Raw genomic sequence first — 17606 nt, 5'->3', positions numbered from 1 at the left:
TGATATCGGTAGTTGGGCGGCCGTTGTAAAATATATTGCCCATGTTTCCCCCTGGTCTGGCGGAAGAAATTCTGTACCAACAAAGCGCAAACAACGCCTTTTCGGTCAATATTTTATCAATTTAGCAGTCCCTGGCGAATAATCAAACGCCATTGTAACATTTGCAAACCATTTATGTTAAAGCTATGTTTCATGTTATGGGTGTTATTTTGAGCGCCAGCCTGTGGCGCACTCTACAGAGAAATCAAACCATGTGTTAAGTCAATCGGCAAGCGGATGCGAAGGCATTCCCAAGAGCACAACGGCAGGTGATGTATGCAAACCAATAGCGCAGTAGTAGAAGATTTTGCACAGCATAATGAAGAAAGGCGAAGTAGCGCGTTCCAAAGTGAGGTTGCTCACTATTTGGAACGCCATCCTGCCACGCAGTATATCGATATCCTTCTCACCGATCTCAATGGTTCCTTCCGCGGTAAACGCATTCCCGTCTCCGGGTTGAAAAAAGTTGAAAAAGGCTGCTATTTCCCCGCCTCGGTGTTCGCTATGGACATTTTGGGCAACGTGGTCGAAGAGGCCGGATTGGGCCAGGAATTGGGCGAACCGGATCGGATCTGCATGCCCGTGCCCGGTACGCTGACGCCGTCGGCGGCGGATCCGGAACATATCGGTCAGGTGCTACTGACCATGCTGGATGAAGATGGTACTCCCTTTGACGTTGAACCCCGCAATGTACTGAACCGAATATGGCAGGCGTTGCGCCAGCGCGGACTGTTCCCGGTGGTAGCGGTAGAGTTGGAGTTTTATCTCATCGATCGACAGCGAGACTCGGCAGGTTATCTGCAGCCGCCGTGCGCACCGGGTACTCAGGAGCGCAACGTACAGAGCCAGGTCTATTCGCTGGATAACCTCAACCATTTTGCTGGGGTGCTCAACGACATCGACACGCTGGCACAGATGCAAGGGCTACCGGCGGATGGCGCGGTGGCTGAAGCTTCCCCCGGCCAGTTCGAGGTGAACCTGAATCACACCGACAACGTACTGCAAGCCTGCGATCATGCGCTGGCGCTGAAGCGGTTGGTGCGTCAGGTGGCCGAACATCACCATATGCATGCCACCTTTATGGCGAAACCTTATGAGGATTACGCGGGGAGTGGCATGCACGTCCATCTCAGCGTGGTAGACAGTGCGGGGAAAAACCTGTTTGCCGAAGCGGATGGCGAAGACTCGGCGCTGCTTAAGCGGACATTAGCCGGGATGATCGCCTTGATGCCCGCATCGATGGCGGTGCTGGCACCCAACGTCAATGCGTTCCGCCGTTTCCAGCCGGGGATGTATGTGCCGGTCCAGGCGTCCTGGGGGCATAACAACCGTACCGTGGCGTTGCGCATTCCCTGTGGCGATGCGCAGAACCACCGCGTGGAGTACCGCGTTGCCGGTGCCGATGCCAACCCTTATCTGGTGGTGGCGACGATCCTGGCGGGGATGCTGTACGGGCTAGATACCGAATTACCGTTGCCTGAGCCAGTGACCGGCAACGGTTTGGAACAGGAGGGGCTACCGTTCCCGATCCGCCAAAGCGATGCCCTTTACGAATTCGAGCATCAGCACGAACTGACGCACTACCTCGGCGAACGCTTTTCACAGGTTTATCACGCCTGCAAAATGGGTGAACTGATGCAGTTTGAAAGATTGGTGACGGAAACCGAGATCGACTGGATGCTGAAAAATGCCTGATATCAGGTACCCTGATGGCAATGAAGGGGCTTTTTCCTGATATTAAGCAAAAGAATTTGTATTAGAAGGTTTCAGGATCTTGTCTTTCTGTGATCTTATGGCAAAATACGCGAAATGCAGATAGCCGACGTTTTAACGCGTCGGTTATTTTTTTTGCATTAAGTTCTACAAACGTGCGTTTCATACATCAAGCGAGGCCGGACATCGAGCCGGATAGATAAATAGGTTCGTCGCGATCAACCAAAACTTTATGGTCGTGACTCATGAGGATAAGAAAGATGGGGCAATTTTTCACCTTGGCACCGGTGCCCGCCGGTTTCCGTTGCGGTCGCAGCGATTATGGAGCAACACAGGCTTTTGTGCCTAGTTATCCAGCTTCCCTCATCCCCCTTTTAGAATTCAGTCGCACGTTGCGAAGTTTCCCCGCAACCTTGAGTCTTGGCGTGTCTATTATCCGCAAGACTGAAGGTAAGGGGGGGCTTCGCGATGTCCGATAACATCATCACCGCCGCACCAGCTGCCGGCCAGCGCGCCCAACTGCGTAAAACACTGACTTTAGTCCCGGTCGTCATGATGGGTCTGGCCTATTTGCAGCCAATGACCATCTTTGACACCTTCGGCATCGTCTCCGGCCTGACCGACGGTCACGTCGCGACCGCGTACGCCTTTGCTCTGCTGGCGATCCTGTTTACCGCCCTGAGCTACGGCAAACTGGTGAAGAAATTCCCTTCCGCCGGTTCTGCCTATACCTATGCCCAGAAAGCCATCAGCCCGCACGTCGGCTTTATGGTGGGTTGGTCATCACTGCTGGACTACCTGTTCATGCCGATGATCAACATCCTGTTGGCAAAAATTTACCTGGAAGCCATTTTCCCGGGTGTACCTTCGTGGATCTTCGTTGCGGCCCTGGTTGCCTTGATGACGGCGTTCAACCTGCGTGGCATCAAGCTGGTAGCCAACCTGAACTCCATTATCGTGGTGGTACAGGTGGCGATTATGATCGTGTTCCTGGGCCTGGTGATTAACGGTATCTCCCACGGTGAAGGCGCCGGTACGCTGGTGAGCAGCCGTCCGTTCTGGTCTGACAACGCGCACGTAGTGCCGATGATCACCGGTGCGACCATTCTGTGCTTCTCGTTCCTCGGTTTTGACGGCATCAGCTCGTTATCCGAAGAAACCAAAGATGCAGAAAACGTGATCCCGAAAGCCATCTTCCTGACGGCCTTGATCGGCGGCGTGATCTTTATCGTGGTGTCGTACTTCGTGCAGCTGTACTTCCCGGATATCTCGCGCTTCAAAGATCCTGACGCATCACAGCCGGAAATCATGCTGTATGTGGCTGGCAAGTTCTTCCAGTCGGTGATCCTGGTGTTCTCGTGCGTAACCGTACTGGCTTCCGGTATGGCATCTCACGCGGGTGTTTCCCGTCTGATGTACGTCATGGGCCGTGATGGCGTATTCCCGGAGCGTTTCTTCGGTTATGTGCATCCAAAATGGCGTACCCCGGCGCTGAACGTGCTGCTGGTTGGCGCGATTGCGCTGTCTGCCGTTTCGTTCGATCTGGTCACCGCTACGGCACTGATCAACTTTGGTGCATTGATCGCGTTTACCTTCGTTAACCTGTCGGTGATCTCGCAGTTCTACATTCGCGAGAAACGTAACCGTACGCTGAAAGACACCTTCAACTACCTGATCCTGCCGGTGATGGGGGCGTTAACCGTCGGTGCATTGTGGGTCAACCTGGAAGTCAGCTCGATGACGCTGGGCCTGGTCTGGGCGGCAATTGGCCTGCTGTATCTGACGTTTGTCACCCGCAGCTTCAGCCTGCCGGTGCCACAGGCAAGCGAAGACGTGGCTTAATCCACTCGCCTGCCTCGCGATAGCAAAAAGGGTTCCACATGTTGGAACCCTTTTTGTTTGCTTGAAGAAATGTAATGCCGTTCAGTGAGAAGGTGGCTGAGGTACTTGCGGCTCCCCTCACCCCAACCCTCTCCCACAGGGAGAGGGAGCTGGTATGGCGTTGTGGTCAGGTGCGGAAGTTAATCTGTAACCAGGTTGATGCAGAGGATGAGTGGCGTACCTCAGAGTTGATCTGAAACGGGCTGATGTAGAGGACGAATACTGTAGTTAAGTATGTAGCACGTTCAGTCCCCTCTCCCTTTGGGAGAGGGTTAGGGTGAGGGTTACCCCACCAACTGTTTACCATAGTCAAACAGCGCCTTCAGCAACGCCATCTTCTCTTTATCCCCTTCGTGCAGGTTGTACAGCGACTCCAACTGCAAGATATAACTTTGCACCCGCTCGGCACTCAGCACCTCCTGGCGGTGCTGCAACCAGCGGCGCTGCTCGGCATCGTCCAGCGTATTGGGGTAGTTACGGGCCCGGAAGCGGAACAGCAGCTCTTTCATCCGGCCATCGCTGAAGGTCAAATCAAGCGCGGGTAGATTCTGCGGTTTGGTTTGTTGGATGATCCTCATCGCCGCTTTGTCGGCATCGCTGAAGAAACCGTCGTACAGTTTGGCATCCACATCATCGTTCGGGGTGAAAGGAGCGGCTTCGGCAAATATGGCTACCACTTTTTCACGGATCTCTGGGTGCTGGCGCAGCACCTTCAGATTATCCAGACACGCCTGACGATCGATGCCTAGCCTGTCTGCGTTTTCTGGCAGCAGCGTCTTGGCTGGAGCCAGCACCGGGCATTTATTGATATGTACCAGCTTGATCGGCACTGGGGCCTGATCGGCTGCCAATTGATCGCGGCGGGTGTAGAGGCGTTCACGCAGCTCGTCGGCATTCAGCTCCAGCAACGGGGTAATATCCCCTGCCAGATCGCACATAATTACCGCATTTTTATTGTCTGGGTGCCAGGCCAGCGGTGAAACCCAACTGGTGTTACCCCGCGCCGCGCCAAACATGCCGGAAACGTGCATTAACGGCGTCATTTCCGCGACGTCGATCAGCGCATTGAGCTTGTGCTTATTGCGGTGCTGCAACAGGTAGTCAAACAGCCTTGGCTGCGCCTGTTTGACCAGCTTGGCCATGGCAATGGTGGCATGCACATCGGACATCGCATCGTGAGCGTGTTCGTGTTCAACGCCGTTGGCTCGCGTCAGATGTTCCAGACGGAAACTGGGGAAGCCATCTTCGTTTTCTGGCCAGATGATGCCTTCCGGGCGCAGGGCGTAGCAGGCCCGCATCACATCCAGCAGATCCCAGCGGGAATTGCCGTTTTGCCAGCTGTAGGCGTAAGGATCGTAGAAGCTGCGGTAAAAGATGTTGCGGCTGACTTCATCGTCAAAGCGGATATTGTTATAACCCAGAATGCAGGTGCCAGGGACGCTGAACGCTTCGTGGATACGGCGGGCAAACTCGGCCTCGTTAACGCCTTTGGCCAGCGCCTCTTGTGGCGTGATGCCGGTGATCATCACCGCTTCGGGATCGGGCAGGTAGTCATCGGCTGGCGCACAGTAAAACACCTGCGGTTCTTCGATAATGTTGAAATCCATATCGGTACGCACCCCGGCAAACTGCGCCGGGCGGTCCATTGACGGGCTTTTGCCGAAGGTTTCGTAGTCGTGTATGTAGAATGTGGCCGGTGCCTTGCTGCTCAAAGTCGCATCTCTTGTTGGCGTAGGGAATAGCCCTATTGTAACGGCGCGATCACCGATGCCAAGTATTGGTTAATGCTTAACGTTAAATTGAGTGGCGCTGCGCAGTACGATAGAAGTTCAGCCGTTGCTGAAAGTAGCCGCGTAGATGCGTGGGGACGTGCGTTTCGGCGCTTTCCCATTCGGCGGCGTAGCCGTAGCGTTCGCTATAAATAATTCTGAGTGCCAGCAAATCGGTTTGGATCCTTTCACGTTCTTGCTGGGGTAGGCCATCCAGTGGTCGTGGCATGTCTTTCTCCCTATTCGATAGCGCATAATATGTGGCTAAAGAGAATTTGTCGCTACCTCATTCAGGGCAGAACCTTCACAGCGCCTGTGCCAGAGTGGGGTGGTGCTTTACTGGCTTGATGCTCATCGCTTGTTCCTGCTGGCCATGATCGTGCTGATGATCCAGGGATTTAGCATAGGTATAGATACCGCTAATCAGAGCCAGCCAGAATAGCGTGCAAACGGTTAATACAGTCAGCCAGACCTTTTGGTTGTAGCTCATGATAACTCCTAAAAAGCGCATGGGATTAATCTCATTAATTAAATCAGAGATAACATAAATGTTAATTAAACAAACGGAATAAAAGATGCGCTGAGCTGTTACTAATTGCCTGTGAGTGTTTCAGGACATTCCTTAAGATAATATTAAGAAGAGTCGTTACGTAATCAGTTAATTTCTATTTACTTCTGGTTTATAAATATAGGCATACACTCCACCTCATTCAATGCAAATGTAGGTGTGTAAGATGAAAACGTTACTGTTGACTGGGGCGACTGGCTTTCTCGGTGGTGCGGTGCTTGAAAAGTTACTGACGGAAAATCAAAAAGTTAACTATCTATTGTTGGTGCGTGCGGAAACCGAAGAACAGGGCTTGAACCGTATTTTCACTAATATGGAAAAGTTCAATATAGATAAAAACATTCTGAGTAAGCTCACGGTGGAGAATATTTTACTGGGTGACTTAAGCGAGCCGGAATACTTTTTGTCTGACGCCCGCATTAACCAGGTAACTCATGTCGTTAACTGTGCCGCGGTGGCGTCATTTGGTAATAACCCACTTATTTGGAAGGTTAACGTTGAAGGCACGTTGGCATTTGCGCAGCGAATGGCTCAGGTGGTTGGATTAAAACGTTTTCTGCATGTGGGCACGGCAATGTCTTGCGCACCTCAGGTGGGGTCGTTGGTGGCAGAAAGCGCCGAGTTTGAGGAAACGGCCGAACACTTGGTGGAATATACCCGCTCCAAATCGACCATCGAGCAACTGATGCGGCAGACCTGCCCACAGCTGCCGCTGGTGATCGCCCGGCCCTCGATCGTAGTGGGGCATACGCAGTTGGGTTGCAAACCCTCCAGCAGTATTTTCTGGGTATTCAGTATGGCGTTGATGCTGCGTAAGTTTATGTGTTCGCTGCAAGATAGTATCGATGTGATCCCGGTGGATTATTGCGCCGATGCGTTAGTGATGCTGCTCAACCGCGAAAGCTTGGATAACGATGTTTACCATATCTCGGCGGGAGAGGAGAGCAGCGTCAGTTTTGCGGATATCGATTATGCCATCGCCGCCGCACTAGAGGAGCCACCGGTGGGTGATCGCTATGCGCAGGTCAGCTACGAAGCCCTGTTGCAAATGCGTAAACAGTTGAAGGATATCTTCGGGCCGTGCAATGAGCGCCTGATGTTGAAAGCGATGCGCCTGTACGGCTCCTTTGCCATGCTGAACGTGCGCTTTAGCAACGAAAAAATCCTCAAGCTGGGCATGCCTAAGCCGCCACGCTTTACCGATTATATTGGCCGCTGCGTGCAATCGACCCGTGGGTTGTCGATACCGCAGCAAATGGCGGTGGATTTTAAATAGCGGATAACTGCTCGTATGTAGGGGCGCTGCATGCAGCGCCCCTACGATGTTAGCCCAGAGAAGGAACGTCAGTACAAATTCAGCAAAATAATCGGCAACCGCTACCAGGACGAGGAAGACCAGAATACGCGGCCCAGTACCACCAGTTGGTCTTTGCGCTGTGGATAGCTGAGCCGTTCATCCTGGTATTCTTCCCGATTCAGAGAGCGGATGACTACGCCACCGTCGGGTTGCTCAATCAGGATTTTGACCCGTAACAGATTGCCGTGGCGGATGGCATAGGTTTTTCCTTCGCGGATACGGGTATCGACGGTATTGATACCCACCACATCACCATCCTGCAACCGGGGTTCCATGCTGGAACCTGAAATGCGGATAATGCGTGCCGCGTTCACCGGCACCCCCATCTTGTGCAGATAGTAGCGGCGGAAGATCAGCGAGAACTCTTCACTATCGACAATTTCGTAGCAGCCGTCACCGGCGGAGAAATCGATATCCAGCAATGGGATCTCCACAAACTCTTCCTTGTCCTGCTCGGTATCTTCCCATACCACGGGTTTGAGCCGTGCCGGTTGGAAATCCGATTCGGCCGCCACGTTGGCAAACGGCTGTTCCAGCGCCTTTTCATGGAATACATCGAACCAGCCTTTGGGCAAGCCAAGTTTGGCCTCAATGCGTCTGGCGAGATTGTCGCCCAGGTTGCGGGAGGATTTTTCACCGGTGATCTGGCTCAGCGTTGGCGCAGAAGATCCCACCAGGATGGCGAACTCATTCTGGTTGGTGCCTTGCCGGGCGAAACGTGCCATCAGATCGCGCAGGTTGTTGCGCCTGATTTCTTTGGTTTCCATGCGCCGATGGTCTCATTCTTTAGCAAAAAGGTAAATCCTCCGCCGCTAAAATCTTTAGCGCCAACCTAAACCTATTCCTAACCAGGAAACATCTTTCTACAGCTTGTGTTGTACGTCAGCCACATTGTTCCACTAAAATAAGGGTTTTACAGCAGGGTTGGCGGGTACAAGCGTGCGTCTGGATAGAAAAATCTCTTCTTTTGAACACCTGATCTACCGTAATTACCGTATTGTCCACGGAGTACGGATCGGGTTGGCCTTTATCCTGACCTTCCTGCTGATCCGGCTATTGGCGGTCCCGGAAGGTACTTGGCCGTTGATCACGCTGATCGTCGTGATGGGGCCGATCTCTTTTTGGGGTAACGTGCTGCAACGGGCGCTGGAACGTATTGCCGGTACGGTGTTTGGCGCGGCCTCTGGCCTGATTGCGCTATACCTGGAGCTGTATTCGCTGCCGGTGATGCTGGCCTGGTGTGGGGTGGTGATGTTTGCCTGTGGTTATCTGACGCTCGGCAAACGACCCTATATGGCCTTGCTGGTGGGCATTACGCTGGCGGTGGTCATCGGTGCCGGGGCTGGCGATATCTATATCGCACTGTGGCGCAGTGGCGATGTGATTTTTGGTTCGTTGCTGGCGCTGTTGTTTACCAGCATCTACCCACAGCGAGCTTATGTGTTGTGGCGAATGAAAATGGCTGATTGCTTGGAGACGGTAGGGAAGATCTACGGCGCTTACCTTTCACCCAACATGATTGAGCGGCCCCGGTTGGAGCCTCGGCTCAAAAACCTGCTGGGCGATGTGGTGAAGCTACGCGCACTGATCGCCCCCGCCAGCAAAGAGACTCATATCGCCAAACCGGTCTTTGAAGCGGTACAGACCCTGAGCCGCAATCTGGTTTGCACGTTGGAGCTGTTGGCCGATGCTTACTGGGCCTCGCGTGAAACCCACTTTATTATGCTCAATGCCAAAACCTTGCGCAGCTCTCAACTGTTAACGCAGCGCGCGATCGAATCGCTGGCGAATATTATGCGAGATGGCGAGCCCCTGCATGCGCAGGTCATTGCTGGGGAACTGAGCGATATTTCCGCAGAGCTGAAGACATTAATGCAAGAGGCCAGTGCCGCTCAACTCAGCGAAGCACCTATCTATGGCTATGTCTGGCTGAGTATGGAACTGGCACAGCAGTTGGAAGAGTTGGGCGATCTGCTCAAAGTCTGTACGGCCAATGCTCAGGAATAGTGGATCAGATCATGAAGCAGGCGCATCAGGATAGGGTCAATGCGCTAAAGTGGGTAAGATAGGGCAATGACAGTTGTGTCTGACGGCCACAACCCTGTATCTTGGTATCATTGTGGCCGTAAGCCAATAGAATCTGTGTATTACTAAAGCAAGGGTATGAAGATGGATAATGCAAATAAGCCGAGTTTCCAGGACGTTCTGGAGTTTGTGCGTATGTTCCGCCGTAAAAACAAGCTACAGCGTGAAATTGTCGACAACGAAAAGAAAATTCGTGACAACCAGAAGCGTGTGCTGCTGCTCGACAACCTGAGCGAGTACATCAAGCCGGGCATGAGCATTGAAGACATTCAGGGCATCATCGCCAACATGCGCGGTGACTATGAAGATCGCGTTGATGATTACATCATCAAAAATGCCGATCTGTCGAAAGAACGCCGCGAGCTGTCCAAAAAGCTGAAAGCTATGGGCGAAGTGAAGTAATTCGCGTCAAGCAGGGCTGGGGATCTCCCGGCCCTGCGTCTTTTCAGGGGGCTGTGCCCTGAACGACCTTAAACAATAACGATAAGTTACCGTGCTATAGCAAATCTGCTTAAAGCCGCTACGCTAATGTTATAAATAGACTTTGCCCAATCGCTTTCAAGCTGCCGCTTGAAGGTCGACGGGTATAAATTTCTTCGCCAGCAGAGGCTGTCATCGATGGCAGAACAGCAACTCAGCACCTTTCTCAACCTGGACGAGACGCTTCATCCTCCCCGTATCTTGGCATCTGGGGATTGGGTGCTGGCACATTATCGCCTGTTGGAACCCGCCGTTGGGCAACTGCAAGCTCGCCTGCCTGCCAATGTGGTGTTCGATCTCAGCCAACTGGGCAGTCTGGATACGGCAGGTGCTACCTTGCTGGTCAATCTGCTGGGTGACCAACGGATATCCGATCTCAAACAGTTAGCCCCCACGCTCCCTGTGGAACGCCGCGTGCTGCTGGAAACCGTTGGCCGTGCTTTGCAAGGATTTGAGCCACCACCGGCAGAAAAACCGCCCGGTCTGGCAATCGAGCTGCTGGCCAACGTCGGCCGGTCGATGGAAAATTTCTGGCACAACCTGGTAGCCCTGCTGGGGTTTATCGGCCTGACATTGCAAACCCTGTTTGCCAGTCTGCTACGCCCAACGCGCTGGCGGATCACCTCGCTGGTGGCCAATCTCCAGCAAATCGGCCTGAACGCGGTGCCGATCATTATGCTGCTGACCTTCCTGGTGGGGGCAGTCATCGCTTTCCTGGGTTCAACCGTCCTGTCTACCTTCGGTGCCAGCATTTTTACCGTGCAACTGGTGGTGTTTTCCTTCCTGCGAGAGTTTGCAGTGCTGCTGACGGCCATCTTGATGGCGGGCCGTACCGCTAGCGCCTTTACCGCAGAGCTCGGGCTGATGAAGGCCAACGAGGAAATAGACGCTATTCAGGCGATGGGGCTGAACCCGGTTGAACTGCTGGTGCTGCCGCGCGTGTTGGCGTTGCTCCTGGCGTTGCCGATGCTGACCTTCATCGGCATGATTAGCGGCATCTTTGGTGGCATGGTCGTCTGCGCCCTGACGCTGGATATCTCACCAACCATGTTTTTAACCATCACGCAGAGCAGCGGCGGTTTTCAGAACTTCCTGGTGGGCATGAGCAAGGCGCCGGTATTTGCGTTCCTGATCGCCATTATCGGCTGTCTGGAAGGGTTTAAAGTCAGCGGTAGTGCCGAGTCGGTAGGGGCACATACCACCGCCAGCGTCGTGCATTCAATCTTTGTGGTGATCCTGCTGGATGCGGTCGCCGCACTGTTCTTCATGGAGATGGGCGTGTGAGCCAGACGACCCCGGAAGCCATTATCCGCATCCGTAAGTTGCGAAACTGTTTTGGCACCCAATGCGTGCATGTGGACCTCGATCTGGACGTGCACCGAGGAGAAATCCTGGGCGTGGTCGGCGGTTCGGGCACCGGTAAATCCGTGCTGTTGCGCAGCATCGTTGGTCTACGTCGCCCAACCGCTGGCCAGATCCACGTCTTTGGCGAGGATCTGATGGCGCTCTCGGGTACGCGCCGCTCCGTGCTGGAAAGGCGATTTGGCGTGCTGTTTCAGCGCGGAGCCTTGTTCAGCTCGCTGACGGTAACGGAAAACGTGGCGCTGCCGCTGATTGAATACGCAGGCTTACCGCGCCGTGATGCCGAGCAGCTGGCACAGGTGAAGTTGGCGTTAGCGGGGCTGCCTGCCAGTGCTGGCAACAAGTATCCGGCCTCGCTTTCTGGCGGCATGGTAAAGCGTGCCGCGTTGGCCCGATCGCTGGCGTTGGATCCGGAAATCGTATTTCTGGATGAGCCAACGGCCGGGCTGGATCCGATTGGTGCCGCCGCCTTTGACAGCCTGATCCGTACGTTGCGCGATGCCTTGGGGTTAACGGTGTTTCTGGTCACCCACGACCTCGATACGCTTTATACAATCTGCGACCGGGTAGCGGTACTTTCGCAGAAGAAGGTGCTGGTGGTGGATACGCTGGAGGTGGTAGCCGCCACTGACGATGCCTGGATCCAAGAGTATTTCCACGGCCCGCGTGGGCGGGCGGCACAGCAGGCCGTAACGAATATCCCAGAGAGGCAATAACAAATGGAAACCCGTGCGCATCATGTCTTGATTGGTTTATTTACGCTGATTATTTTCACCGCCGTGCTGCTGTTCAGCCTGTGGTTGACCAAGTCTGGCACCGATCGCCAGTTCAAGCAGTACGATATCGTGTTCAATGAAGCCGTTAGCGGCCTGTCACAGGGCAGCACGGTCAATTACAGTGGGATCCGCGTGGGGGAAGTGACTATGCTGCGGTTGGATCCCAACGTGCCTACCAAAGTCTGGGCGCGCATTCGGGTCGCGGCCTCTGCGCCGATCCGTGAGGATACCCAGGCTCGCCTGGCGATAGCGGGCATTACCGGTACGTCCAATATCCAGCTCAGCGGTGGGAGTGAAACCAGCCCGATGCTCACAGGAGAGGATGGGGCAATCCCGGTGATTATCGCCACGCCATCGCCGTTGACCCAGTTGCTCGCCAATGGCGAAGACGTGATGAGCAATGTCAACCAGGTGCTGGTGCGTTTGAATCAGCTAATGACGCCGGACAATCAGCAGCGTTTGGTGAATACGCTGGATAATCTGGAACAGATTACCTCTACCGTAGCCGGGCAACGTGAAGATATCCGCACCATCCTGCAGCAGCTGGCGCTGGTGACCAAGCAAAGCAACGATACGCTGGCGCAAACTAATCGGTTGGTGCGCAATGCCAACGTGCTGTTGGACGGGCAGGGCAAGCAATTGGTCGCCAATGCGGCCAACACCATGGCATCGCTTGAGAAAACCACCGCGCTGCTCAACAAGCTGATTGGTGAAAATCAGCAGTCACTGAATAGCGGCATCCAGGGATTCAACGATCTTGGCCCGGCGGTAGATGAATTACGCAGAACCTTATTGACCCTACGCGGTGCCATGAGCCGCCTGGAAGAGAACCCGTCCGCCTTGCTCAGGGGCCGCGAACGTACCAAGGAGTTTACCCCTAAATGATTAAGCTAAAACTTCGCCAGATGCTACGGTTGTTGGTGCTGGTCGCCGTGATGCCGCTGGCCGCATGCACCATTTTGCCGCCCAGCCCGGTACAACAGGTGTTTCTGTTGCCTGCCTTGCCAACGGCGGTGGACGGGGGCCCTGCGTCAAAACAGACGGTGCGCATTGTTCAGCCCAATTCCAACCAGTTTTTAAACGGTACGCGGATCGCCGTTCAGCCACAGGGTTCGGAGATCACCTCTTTTAGCGGTTCGCGTTGGAGCGATCCGGCCCCGTTATTGCTGCGTAATCGCCTGATCCAGGAGTTCCGCACCAATGGCCATTTCCGTTCGGTGAGCAGCGACGATGACAATCTGCAGGCAGATCTGGAGCTAGGTGGGGATTTGGTGTCGTTCCAAGGGGTTTATAACGGTCAGCAGGGTGAGGTGGTGATCCGTTTTGACGCTCGCTTGGTGCGTACTTCAGATCGTGAAGCGATCGCCAACCGCAGCTTTGTAGTACGCGAGCCGATCCACGGCACATCGATGGACAACGTCGTGCAGGCCTTTGGCCTGGCCAGCGATAAGCTGGCAGCACAAACGCTGGCATGGGCACGCCAGCAGGCGGCTAATTAAGACTCGTCGGCCATGGCCTTTAACCACTGGATAAAGGCGTTGATTTTAGGCCATTGCCGGTCCGAGAGCGTGGAAATGTAGTAGCGCTGTGCGCATTGCATTTCCATGCCGGGGAAGGGCGCGATAAGTTCGTTATTCTCCAGGCGCTTGCTCACCAACTTCTTGCGGCCCATGGCAATTCCCACGTGGTTCATGGCCGCGATCACCGCTAGATCCGAACGATCAAACCCCATACCGCGTTGCCCGTCGGCAAACTCCAGATCAAAGTGTTTGGCCCAGGTATTCCACTCCCCGATATCCGAGTCGTAACTCCATGCCTGGCGATCGTGCAATAACGTGCAGCGCCGCAGGTTGGCGGGGTTACCCACTAGCTCATGGCGCTCGGCGTACTCCGGGCTGCATACGGGCACGATCGACTCATCCATCAAATGCTGGCAATCGAGTTTCTCCGGCGTTTTGTCATCAAAATAGATCGCCAAATCGATCCCCGCCCCGTGGAAGTTCACCATTTCGTTGCCGGTGAGAATATTCAGACTGATGGCCGGATATTGGCGATCAAAGTCCGCCAGCTTGGGCACCAGCCAGCATTGGGCAATCGACGGGCGGGAGTAGATAGTCAGAGTGCCAGACAGCTCCTGGCTTTTAATCTCCAGTATCTCCTGATTGAGATAGCTGAGTGACGATTTCAATACCCAGAATAGCCGCTCGCCCTCGGGGGTCAGTTCGATCCGGCGGTGAAAGCGCTGAAATAGCTTAAAACCCAACTCGGCTTCCAGGTTGTTGATCCGATGGCTGACGGCGCTGGGAGTGATCGCCAACTCTTCGGCGGCCAGCACGAACGAGCCTTGCCGCGCGGCAATCTCAAACGTATGCAGCTTGGCTAGCTGATAGCCATTCAGGTGCCTGTTGCGGGCGAGTTGGTGCTTTTCGTCGTACATGGTTATCGCCTGTTAATCAGTAGGGGTGCCGCATGCTGCGCCGGTTATAAATCATCAAGGAGTATAGCGAAACCCGGGCTTAAAGATGAAGCAATGTGATTCAAAGGCAGGAATAGTGCCAAATGTTGACCTAAATCACCTGATTGATTGAATCTGGCTCATGTGAAGAGGCGTTTTGATCGTTTGTCAGCGCTGGGGCGTTAGTTTCCAATAGGAGTGAAATTTATCCTGGAAGGACGCTGAACATGGACTCGCAGATCTGGGTAGTCGCTACGTTATTAAGCAGCATCATTATCATTATTCTCACTATCGTAAAATTCAAGATCCACCCGTTCCTGGCGTTGTTGCTGGCCAGTTTTTATGTGGGAGCCCTGATGGGCATGAACCCGCTGGAAATGGTCAATGCCATTGAAGGCGGCATCGGCGGGACCTTGGGCTTCCTGGCGGCGGTGATTGGTTTAGGTACCATTCTGGGCAACATGATGGAAGTGTCCGGGGCGGCAGAACGCATAGGCATCACCTTGCAAAAGTGCCGTTGGCTATCGGCTGACGTGATCATGGTGCTGGTGGGGCTGGTCTGCGGCATTACGCTGTTTGTTGAAGTGGGCGTGGTGTTGCTGATCCCGCTGGCGTTCTCGATTGCCAAAAAAACCAATACCTCCTTGCTGAAGCTGGCGATCCCGCTGTGTACCGCATTGATGGCCGTGCACTGTGTGGTTCCTCCACATCCGGCGGCGCTGTTTGTCACCAACAAGTTGGGTGCCGATGTGGGCTCGGTGATTGTGTATGGTTTGATTGTCGGGCTGGCCGCTTCGCTGATTGGTGGGCCGCTGTTCCTCAAGCTGGTCGGTAAGCGTCTGCCGTTCAAACCGGTCCCCGCCGAGTTTTCCTCCGTGCAGGTGCGTAACGAGCAGGACTTGCCTTCGTTGGGTGCCACACTGTTTACCGTGCTATTGCCGATCATTCTGATGTTGGTGAAAACCGCAGCGGAACTCTACATGGCAAAAGACAGCGCGCTGTATACCTTCCTGGAGTTTATCGGCAACCCGATCACCGCCATGTTTATTGCCGCCTTCGTGGCCTACTACGTGCTGGGTATTCGCCGCAATATGGGCATGGGCACCTTGCTGACCAAAACCGAAAACGGCTTCTCTTCCATCGCCAACATCTTGCTGATTATCGGGGCCGGTGGTGCATTCAACGGCATATTAAAAGCCAGTGGGCTGGCAGATACGCTGGCCGTGATCCTGTCGAATATGGATATGCATCCGATCTTGCTGGCCTGGCTGGTGGCTATCTGCCTGCATGCGGCGGTGGGGTCGGCCACCGTGGCGATGATGGGAGCAACGGCCATTGTTGCCCCCGTATTGCCGCATTACCCTGGCGTCAGCCCGGAGATCATCGCGTTGGCCATCGGCTCGGGTGCCATCGGTTGCACCATCGTCACCGACTCGCTGTTCTGGCTGGTTAAACAATACTGCGGCGCGACGCTCAGTGAGATGTTTAAGTATTATACCTCGGCCACCTTTATTGCTTCGCTGATTGCGCTGGGAACCACATTCCTGCTTTCTTATATCATCTAGACCAAAAGAGACTAATTATGAATACGTTAGACATTGAAAACCTGGTAGTGAAATTTCCTTTGGTGCAACGGCTGATGGATTTGGAAGCGGTGACCTGGTTCAACCCCAATACGACCACGCTGGCGGAAGGGTTACCGTACGTCGGGCTGACGCAAAATGATGTCGCCGAAGCCGAAGCGCGCTTGCAACGCTTTGCTCCGTATCTGTGCCTGGCATTCCCCGAAACGCAGCAAACGAACGGCATTATCGAGTCTGAAGTGGTGGCGATCCCGGCGATGCAGAGCGCGTTGGAGCAGCGTTATGAGCAGGCTATCGCGGGCAAGATGTGGTTGAAAAAGGACAGCCATTTGCCGATTTCTGGCTCTATCAAGGCCCGTGGTGGCATCTATGAAGTGCTGACTCATGCGGAAAAGTTGGCCATCGAGGCGGGCATGCTGTCTGTAGACGACGATTACAGCATCCTGTTTAGCGACAAGTTCCGCCAGTTCTTCAGCCAGTACAGCATCGCAGTGGGTTCAACCGGCAACCTGGGGATGTCGATTGGCATCATGAGTGCCAAGCTGGGGTTCAGCGTCAGCGTGCATATGTCTGCCGACGCTCGCGCCTGGAAAAAACGTAAGCTGCGTGAACACGGCGTTAACGTGGTGGAGTACGAGCAGGATTACGGCGTGGCGGTGGCTCAAGGGCGTAAGCAGGCGGAGTCTGACCCGCGCTGTTTCTTTATTGATGATGAGAACTCGCAAACCCTGTTCCTCGGCTATGCGGTGGCCGGTGGTCGCCTGAAAAAGCAGTTTGCGCAGATGAACATCCAGGTTGATCAAGACCATCCGTTATTTGTCTATTTGCCCTGTGGCGTAGGCGGCGGGCCTGGTGGCGTAGCGTTTGGCCTCAAGCTGGCGTTTGGTGACCATGTGCACTGCATCTTTGCCGAGCCGACGCACTCACCTTGCATGCTGCTTGGGATCCACACCGGGCTGCACGATCACATTGCGGTGCAGGATCTGGGGATTGATAACGTCACGGCGGCGGATGGATTGGCCGTCGGCCGGGCTTCCGGGTTTGTCGGGCGTGCCATGGAACGCTTGCTGGACGGTTTCTATACCCTGAGCGATCAGGAGATGTACGACCTGCTTGGTTTGCTCGCTGATATTGAGGGCATTCAGTTGGAGCCTTCTGCATTGGCAGGCATGGCGGGGCCGGCTCGAGTCTGCGCCGACTCACATTATCTGGACCGCCACCAGATCGATGCCCAACGGATCGCTAATGCGACGCATTTGGTGTGGGCAACCGGCGGTGGCATGGTGCCTGAGGAAGAAATGGCCAAGTACCTCGCAGCGGCAAAACGCTAGCGCTATATGCGGTTAAAAGGGTGCAGCATGCTGCGCCCCTACGGTCGAACATGTGCGATCCTCAAACAAGTTACCACCGGCTCACCCTGTAGGGGCGCTGCATGCTGCGCCCGTTTCGCTAGATCCTTCCTCACGTTTCCCTCAACAAGAACAATAAATCGTCGTCATAGTTTGACCTCGATCAGAGTATCGTCTTGATGCGCCCAT

At 54.4% G+C, this 17606-nt stretch carries 16 protein-coding genes; 11 read left to right on the top strand and 5 right to left on the bottom strand.

Features of this window, described 5'->3' with window-relative positions; translation table 11 throughout:
- Nucleotides 1–315 precede the first annotated feature (315 nt).
- Together WN53_RS24960 and WN53_RS24955 are read left to right on the top strand one after the other, a co-directional pair.
- Nucleotides 316–1734 carry a glutamine synthetase family protein gene (locus WN53_RS24960; protein ID WP_024484981.1) on the top strand — a complete coding sequence of 473 codons (1419 nt, stop codon included), beginning with the start codon at nt 316–318 and terminating at the stop codon, nt 1732–1734.
- 486 nt (nt 1735–2220) lie between these two features.
- Entirely contained in the window at nt 2221–3594 is a 1374-nt protein-coding gene (locus WN53_RS24955) for an APC family permease (RefSeq protein ID WP_024484982.1), read from the top strand.
- Nucleotides 3595–3917: 323 nt separating this feature from the next.
- Here the strand turns inward: WN53_RS24955 and sbcB are convergent, their stop codons facing one another.
- From sbcB to WN53_RS24940, 3 genes are all read right to left on the bottom strand, one after another.
- On the bottom strand, nt 3918–5345 hold the full coding sequence (sbcB, locus tag WN53_RS24950) for an exodeoxyribonuclease I (RefSeq protein ID WP_024485907.1): 1428 nt from the start codon (nt 5343–5345) through the stop codon (nt 3918–3920).
- Between the two features lie 82 nt (nt 5346–5427).
- On the bottom strand, nt 5428–5631 hold the full coding sequence (locus tag WN53_RS24945) for a DNA polymerase III subunit theta (protein WP_024485908.1): 204 nt from the start codon (nt 5629–5631) through the stop codon (nt 5428–5430).
- Between the two features lie 75 nt (nt 5632–5706).
- A complete protein-coding gene (locus tag WN53_RS24940; protein ID WP_024485909.1) occupies nt 5707–5892 on the bottom strand; it encodes a hypothetical protein in 186 nt (61 codons plus the stop codon).
- A 244-nt stretch (nt 5893–6136) separates the two neighbouring features.
- Between WN53_RS24940 and WN53_RS24935 the strand changes: the two genes are divergently transcribed.
- The gene (locus WN53_RS24935) at nt 6137–7246 is read left to right on the top strand and encodes an SDR family oxidoreductase (protein ID WP_024485910.1); all 1110 of its coding nucleotides are present in this window, start codon (nt 6137–6139) and stop codon (nt 7244–7246) included.
- Between the two features lie 101 nt (nt 7247–7347).
- Here the strand turns inward: WN53_RS24935 and WN53_RS24930 are convergent, their stop codons facing one another.
- Nucleotides 7348–8094, bottom strand: coding sequence for a S24 family peptidase (locus WN53_RS24930; RefSeq protein ID WP_024485911.1), 747 nt, complete (start codon nt 8092–8094; stop codon nt 7348–7350).
- A 172-nt stretch (nt 8095–8266) separates the two neighbouring features.
- Here WN53_RS24930 and WN53_RS24925 point away from each other — a divergent pair, with 172 nt between their 5' ends.
- The 6 genes from WN53_RS24925 to WN53_RS24900 all read left to right on the top strand — a co-directional run bounded on the left by WN53_RS24925 (nt 8267) and on the right by WN53_RS24900 (nt 13529).
- Entirely contained in the window at nt 8267–9334 is a 1068-nt protein-coding gene (locus tag WN53_RS24925) for an FUSC family protein (protein WP_046808368.1), read from the top strand.
- Between the two features lie 162 nt (nt 9335–9496).
- Nucleotides 9497–9814 carry a PTS system regulator TmaR gene (tmaR, locus tag WN53_RS24920; protein WP_021805836.1) on the top strand — a complete coding sequence of 106 codons (318 nt, stop codon included), beginning with the start codon at nt 9497–9499 and terminating at the stop codon, nt 9812–9814.
- 216 nt (nt 9815–10030) lie between these two features.
- Entirely contained in the window at nt 10031–11176 is a 1146-nt protein-coding gene (locus WN53_RS24915) for an MlaE family ABC transporter permease (protein ID WP_024485912.1), read from the top strand.
- Nucleotides 11173–11970, top strand: a complete 798-nt coding sequence (locus WN53_RS24910) for an ABC transporter ATP-binding protein (RefSeq protein WP_024485913.1) — start codon at nt 11173–11175, stop codon at nt 11968–11970. The genes WN53_RS24915 and WN53_RS24910 overlap by 4 nt, the downstream gene beginning before the upstream one ends.
- Before the next feature lie 3 nt (nt 11971–11973).
- Complete coding sequence (locus WN53_RS24905) at nt 11974–12915, top strand: MlaD family protein (protein WP_024485914.1); 942 nt, start codon at nt 11974–11976, stop codon at nt 12913–12915.
- Nucleotides 12912–13529, top strand: coding sequence for an ABC-type transport auxiliary lipoprotein family protein (locus tag WN53_RS24900; protein WP_024485915.1), 618 nt, complete (start codon nt 12912–12914; stop codon nt 13527–13529). The genes WN53_RS24905 and WN53_RS24900 overlap by 4 nt, the downstream gene beginning before the upstream one ends.
- Here the strand turns inward: WN53_RS24900 and dsdC are convergent.
- Complete coding sequence (dsdC, locus tag WN53_RS24895; RefSeq protein ID WP_024485916.1) at nt 13526–14467, bottom strand: DNA-binding transcriptional regulator DsdC; 942 nt, start codon at nt 14465–14467, stop codon at nt 13526–13528. The genes WN53_RS24900 and dsdC overlap by 4 nt on opposite strands.
- Before the next feature lie 245 nt (nt 14468–14712).
- On the opposite strand from dsdC, the gene dsdX reads away from it, so the two are divergent.
- Nucleotides 14713–16050, top strand: coding sequence for a D-serine transporter DsdX (gene dsdX, locus WN53_RS24890; protein WP_024485917.1), 1338 nt, complete (start codon nt 14713–14715; stop codon nt 16048–16050).
- A gap of 17 nt (nt 16051–16067) precedes the next feature.
- A complete protein-coding gene (locus WN53_RS24885) occupies nt 16068–17399 on the top strand; it encodes a D-serine ammonia-lyase (RefSeq protein ID WP_024485918.1) in 1332 nt (443 codons plus the stop codon).
- Nucleotides 17400–17606: the final 207 nt, after the last annotated feature.

Source organism: Serratia fonticola (genome assembly GCF_001006005.1).
GTDB classification, from domain to species: Bacteria; Pseudomonadota; Gammaproteobacteria; order Enterobacterales; family Enterobacteriaceae; genus Chania; species Chania fonticola.
The sequence above is the reverse complement of the archived record's forward strand: the minus strand, read 5'-3'. Positions and strand labels throughout refer to the sequence as shown.

What these genes read in the sequence shown, in the direction of transcription:
- WN53_RS24960 (WP_024484981.1), top strand. Translation starts at nt 316, where the DNA reads ATGCAAACCAATAGCGCAGTAGTAGAAGATTTTGCACAGCATAATGAA.
- WN53_RS24955 (WP_024484982.1), top strand. Translation starts at nt 2,221, where the DNA reads ATGTCCGATAACATCATCACCGCCGCACCAGCTGCCGGCCAGCGCGCC.
- WN53_RS24945 (WP_024485908.1), bottom strand. Translation starts at nt 5,631, where the DNA reads ATGCCACGACCACTGGATGGCCTACCCCAGCAAGAACGTGAAAGGATC.
- WN53_RS24940 (WP_024485909.1), bottom strand. Translation starts at nt 5,892, where the DNA reads ATGAGCTACAACCAAAAGGTCTGGCTGACTGTATTAACCGTTTGCACG.
- WN53_RS24935 (WP_024485910.1), top strand. Translation starts at nt 6,137, where the DNA reads ATGAAAACGTTACTGTTGACTGGGGCGACTGGCTTTCTCGGTGGTGCG.
- WN53_RS24930 (WP_024485911.1), bottom strand. Translation starts at nt 8,094, where the DNA reads ATGGAAACCAAAGAAATCAGGCGCAACAACCTGCGCGATCTGATGGCA.
- tmaR (WP_021805836.1), top strand. Translation starts at nt 9,497, where the DNA reads ATGGATAATGCAAATAAGCCGAGTTTCCAGGACGTTCTGGAGTTTGTG.
- WN53_RS24915 (WP_024485912.1), top strand. Translation starts at nt 10,031, where the DNA reads ATGGCAGAACAGCAACTCAGCACCTTTCTCAACCTGGACGAGACGCTT.
- WN53_RS24905 (WP_024485914.1), top strand. Translation starts at nt 11,974, where the DNA reads ATGGAAACCCGTGCGCATCATGTCTTGATTGGTTTATTTACGCTGATT.
- WN53_RS24900 (WP_024485915.1), top strand. Translation starts at nt 12,912, where the DNA reads ATGATTAAGCTAAAACTTCGCCAGATGCTACGGTTGTTGGTGCTGGTC.
- dsdC (WP_024485916.1), bottom strand. Translation starts at nt 14,467, where the DNA reads ATGTACGACGAAAAGCACCAACTCGCCCGCAACAGGCACCTGAATGGC.
- dsdX (WP_024485917.1), top strand. Translation starts at nt 14,713, where the DNA reads ATGGACTCGCAGATCTGGGTAGTCGCTACGTTATTAAGCAGCATCATT.
- WN53_RS24885 (WP_024485918.1), top strand. Translation starts at nt 16,068, where the DNA reads ATGAATACGTTAGACATTGAAAACCTGGTAGTGAAATTTCCTTTGGTG.